This window comes from Microcystis sp. M53598_WE2 (assembly GCF_030067735.1).
Lineage (GTDB): Bacteria > Cyanobacteriota > Cyanobacteriia > Cyanobacteriales > Microcystaceae > Microcystis > Microcystis aeruginosa.
Genome location: NZ_JASJFE010000309.1, coordinates 1 through 4,910 on the forward strand (window position 1 = coordinate 1; position 4,910 = coordinate 4,910).

3 protein-coding genes are annotated in these 4,910 nt (G+C 47.5%); 1 reads left to right on the forward strand and 2 read right to left on the reverse strand.

Going from position 1 to position 4,910, the window contains the following annotated elements:
- The first annotated feature begins 140 nt into the window (after window positions 1-140).
- Window positions 141-1,604: an amidophosphoribosyltransferase gene (purF, locus tag PX636_RS06690; RefSeq protein WP_288116562.1), complete on the forward strand. Its 1,464-nt coding sequence runs from the start codon at window positions 141-143 to the stop codon at window positions 1,602-1,604.
- Window positions 1,605-1,612: 8 nt separating this feature from the next.
- Here the strand turns inward: purF and PX636_RS06695 are convergent, their stop codons facing one another.
- Complete coding sequence (locus PX636_RS06695) at window positions 1,613-3,328, reverse strand: ABC transporter ATP-binding protein (RefSeq protein ID WP_012264912.1); 1,716 nt, start codon at window positions 3,326-3,328, stop codon at window positions 1,613-1,615.
- A gap of 195 nt (window positions 3,329-3,523) precedes the next feature.
- On the reverse strand, window positions 3,524-4,864 hold the full coding sequence (aroA, locus tag PX636_RS06700; protein WP_288116563.1) for a 3-phosphoshikimate 1-carboxyvinyltransferase: 1,341 nt from the start codon (window positions 4,862-4,864) through the stop codon (window positions 3,524-3,526).
- Window positions 4,865-4,910 lie beyond the last annotated feature (46 nt).

Here is a 4,910-nt window from a genome sequence, read left to right on the forward strand (position 1 = left end):
ACCCTAAAACCCTAAAACCCAACAACCCAACACCTGATAACTGTTCCCCACCCCCCAAATCCCCATAAATAAGGTGTTAAAAAGAGATTAAGATAAGTTAAGATTTTGTCTCAAAAGTAGCCCCAAGCCCCAACCCTCCCATGTCTAGCCATCCCGACTCATCCCTATTCTTGAACCGCGTCGATAAGCCTGAAGAAGCCTGTGGAGTTTTTGGACTCTATGCCCCCGAGGAAGAAGTAGCAAAACTGACCTATTTCGGACTCTATGCCCTGCAACACCGAGGACAGGAATCGGCAGGTATTGCCACCTACGACGGGGAAACGGTGCATTGTTACAAAGAAATGGGCTTAGTTTCCCAAGTTTTTAGCGAAACTGTCCTTAAAACCTTGCCGGGTACTCACGCCGTCGGTCATACTCGTTACTCTACCACCGGTTCTAGCCGTCGGGCCAATGCCCAACCTGCTGTGATCGAAACCCGTTTAGGTAAACTTTCCCTAGCACATAATGGCAATTTAGTCAATACTTTTGAGTTAAGAAATGTATTGGAAAAGCGCGGTTGTGATCTCGTCACCACCACCGACTCGGAAATGATCGCCGTCGCTATCGGCCAGGAAGTGGATAGTGGCAAGGATTGGATACAAGCGGCGATCGATGCCTTTAGCTATTGTAGCGGGGCTTACAGCCTTGTTATCGGCACACCGACGGGAATTATCGGGGCGCGGGATCCCAATGGTGTCAGACCCTTAGTAATTGGGGTTTTGCAAGAAGAAGGCAATCCCCCCCGTTATGTTTTAGCTTCGGAAACCTGCGGATTAGATATTATCGGGGCCGATTATCTGCGGGATGTGCAGCCGGGGGAATTAGTTTGGATTAGTGAAGATGGCTTATCTTCGGTGGATTGGGCCATGAAACCGGAGAAAAAATTATGCGTTTTCGAGATGATTTATTTTGCCCGTCCCGATAGCATTGTCCACGAGGAATCTTTATATACTTATCGGGTACGTTTGGGGGAACAATTAGCCAAAGAGTCGCCGGTAGAAGCAGATATGGTGATGGGAGTTCCCGATTCGGGTATTCCGGCTGCGATCGGATTTTCGCGCATTTCTGATATTCCCTATGCGGAAGGATTGATTAAAAATCGTTATGTGGGACGGACTTTTATTCAACCAACCCAACACATGAGAGAGTCGGGGATTAAGATGAAATTGAATCCTTTAAAGGATGTTTTACAGGGAAAAAGAGTTATTATTGTTGATGATTCGATCGTGCGGGGAACCACTAGCCGGAAATTAGTTAAAGCTTTACGCGATGCCGGAGCAAGAGAAGTTCACATGAGAATATCTTCACCTCCGGTGACTCATCCTTGTTTTTATGGCATTGATACGGACAACCAAGAGCAGTTAATTGCGGCAACTAAATCGGTGGCCCAAATTCAGGCACAAATCGGGGTGGATAGTTTAGCTTATCTCAGTCACGATGGAATGTTAACAGCAACGAAGGAAGATCCGAAAACCTTCTGTACTGCCTGTTTTAATGGCGATTATCCGATTCCTGTACCCGATAATGTTAAGCGATCAAAGTTGATCTTAGAAACAGTTAAATAGCCTCAAGGCTAAATCCTCTGAAAACAATCGGCAATTTCCTGGGGAGTTAAAAGAGAATTAGGATAACCGGAAAGTTGTCCTAATTTTTGTGCTAATAAAACTGCTTGGGGTGGAGTTAGATAGGTTTTGGCCAAGAGATCGGTTTGATGATAAGCTTGCCGGATTGGGGCATCTAAAAGAATAGTTCCTTGACCCATAATAATTACTCTTTCGGCGTATTCTGGCATTAAATAGAGGTGATGGGTGATCACAATCACGGTTTTGCCCATCTGGTGTAATTGACGACTCACCTCTAAAATTGCCTTAGCTCCTTGGTAATCTTGGCCGGTGGTGGGTTCATCAAAGACCACTATACGCGGTTCCATGGCTAAAATTGCCGCAATCACTACCCGCGCTCGATCGCCCTTCGGTAAGGAGAGAGGATGATAGGATCGATATTCTAGCAATCCCATGGCTTCTAGACTTGCTTTCGTGCGTTGGGTAACGATTTCTGGAGGATAACCGAGATTAGTCAGGGCAAATGATACTTCTTTCTCGACAGTGGTGTTAAAAATCTGATTATCGGGATTTTGGGCTACATAACCGATCGAACGAGCTAAATCACTGACAGAAAAGCTACCGGTCGAACGTCCGTCAATCATAACTTGACCGGTGGTCGCCGAGAGAAGATTGAGAAAATGCTTGACTAAAGTGCTTTTTCCTGCGCCATTTTGACCGATAATCAGCAGATATTCCCCTTCGGCAATATCGAGGGACACATCCCGCAAGGCGGTAGTACCATCGGGATAGGTATGGCAGAGATTTTTTACCCTCAGTATGGGGTTTAAGGGGTCAGAAACCGACGATAAGGGAGGGGTTGGGGTTCTATGATGGTAAAAGGATTTAAGCTCGTTTAAACGGGCAAAACTGCGGTCTAGGGTGACAGGAATAGAATTTATCGCCCCGATTTTTTGATTGATCAAGGCAAAAGTAGTGGCCACTTGCGGGGGACGCAGGGCATTTTCCTGTAAAAGTTGTACTTGGGAGTAGATCTCTGCTGGGGTTCCCATGGCTTCGATCGCACCCTCCCTTAATAGTACCAGGCGATCGGCATATTCGGCCATTTCCTCGGCCGCGTGGGAGACCATCACAATAGTGACACCGAGATGGCGATTTAATTCCTTAATGGTGGCGAAAACTTCTTGGGCTCCCACCGGATCCAGTTGGGAGGTGGGTTCATCGAGAATTAACAAAGCGGGCTGAACTGCGAGAGCGGCGGCGATCGCTAATCGTTGTTTTTGTCCTCCCGATAGTTCCCCCGGCGATTTTTTTTCCATTCCCTCTAACCGGACTGCCGCTAAAACTTTGGGAATGCGCGCTTTAATTTCCTCTCGCGGTAGCCGTAAATTTTCTAGGGTAAAAGCGATTTCATTTTCTATCGAAGTGGCTAAAAGTTGCGTTTCGGGATCTTCAAATACTGCCCCCACATAGCGGGCCAAGGTGCTAACGGGATGGGTTAAAGTATCTAAACCGGCTACTGTTGCATAACCAAAAAAACGCCCTCCGTAAAATTGGGGGACAATACCGTTAAGAGTTAAACAGAGAGTAGTTTTTCCTGCACCTGTGGGCCCGATAATACCTAAAAATTCGCCTCGATGAATTGCCAAAGAGATATTTTTAAGCACTAGATTGGAGGATTCGGGATAAATATAGGAAACTTTCTCTAATTGGGCGATGATTTCCATTATCGGTGGGGAATAGAAGACGGGAGTGGGGTAGATAGGGAGATATTTTTCAGGGAAATGGGAGTTAGGGACGCTTCTATTTTTCGCTACCTCGATCGATGAACTTGATTATCACACAGGTGGCCCACTACTCTGTGATTTATCCTGCAATTGTACCAGTTACCCTTCGCCCGTTCGCAGAAAAACTTAATATTTTCACTCTTGACAAATTTGCTGTAAGGTGCTAAAGAAATCGGGGTAGGAAATGCCGGCCGCTTCAGCGCGATGGATAGTGGTGGGTTGACGGGAATTGAGGGCAGCGATCGCTAGACTCATGGCAATGCGATGATCGGTAAAACTGTCCACTTCCGTGCCGAATAGGCCTGTACCGCCGGTAATCTCTAAACCATCGGGTAATTCCCTTACTTTTGCCCCTAGGCGATCAAGTTGGGTGGCCATCACCGTCAGGCGATCGCTTTCCTTCACCCGTAGTTCCTCGGCATCCTTGATAATTGTCGTTCCTTGGGCAAAAACCGCCGCTACTGCCAAAATCGGAATTTCATCGATCAGACGGGGTATAATCTCACCAGCGATCGTGGTTGCCTGTAGTGGACTGGATTTCACCCGCAGATCCGCCACCGGTTCCCCCGTCACCACCCGTTGATTTTCGAGGGTGATATCTGCTCCCATTGCCTGTAAAACCTGTAAAACTCCGGTTCTAGTCGGGTTTATTCCCACATTTTCGATTAATAACTCGGAATTAGGCACAATTGCTCCCGCTACCAACCAAAAGGCCGCCGAACTGATATCCCCGGGTACAATCACCGTTTGTCCAGTTAAAGTGGGATAACCCGTCACCGTGACGCTATTAGTCTCCCCATCCACCTCAATATTTGCCCCAAAAGCGCGCAGCATCCGTTCACTGTGATCGCGAGATAAAGCGGGTTCCGTGATCGTGGTTTTCCCCTCCGTTAACAGTCCTGCGAGGAGAAGACAGGATTTCACCTGTGCAGAAGCGACGGGAGAATAGTAGTGGATCGGTTGCAGAGATTCCCCAGAAACGGCTAAAGGAGCCAAAGAATTGGCTTTTCTGCCCCAAATTTGCGCCCCCATTTCTTTGAGGGGTTTCACCACCCTGGACATGGGACGCGATCGCAGGGAAGCATCACCGGTAACGACAAAAAAACGGTCCCGATGACCGGCCAATAATCCTAACATTAAGCGGATCGTCGTGCCGGAATTGCCCGCGTCGAGGATTTCTAAGGGTTCCTCAAGATTGCCTAAACCCCTACCTTTGACGATCACTTTCTCGCTGTTGAGTTGGGAAATTTCCACACCCATGGCACGAAAACAACTAGCGGTACTGCGGGGATCTTCGCCCAATAATAACCCATGAATAACGGTTTCTCCTTCGGCGATCGCTCCTAACATCAGGGAACGATGGGATATGGATTTATCGCCTGGGATAGTGATTTTTCCCCGTAATCCCGTGATTTTACCCGGATCGATGACTAAATCTTGATGGGATTGAAGGGGGTTAAGGGTGACAATAGACATGATCGTTAGGCAGATGAAGACAAGCTCGATCTATTTTCCCCCTTTA

Excerpts from the sequence above, each read along its gene's own strand:
- aroA (WP_288116563.1), bottom strand. The coding sequence starts at position 4,864 with ATGTCTATTGTCACCCTTAACCCCCTTCAATCCCATCAAGATTTAGTC.
- PX636_RS06695 (WP_012264912.1), bottom strand. The coding sequence starts at position 3,328 with ATGGAAATCATCGCCCAATTAGAGAAAGTTTCCTATATTTATCCCGAA.
- purF (WP_288116562.1), top strand. The coding sequence starts at position 141 with ATGTCTAGCCATCCCGACTCATCCCTATTCTTGAACCGCGTCGATAAG.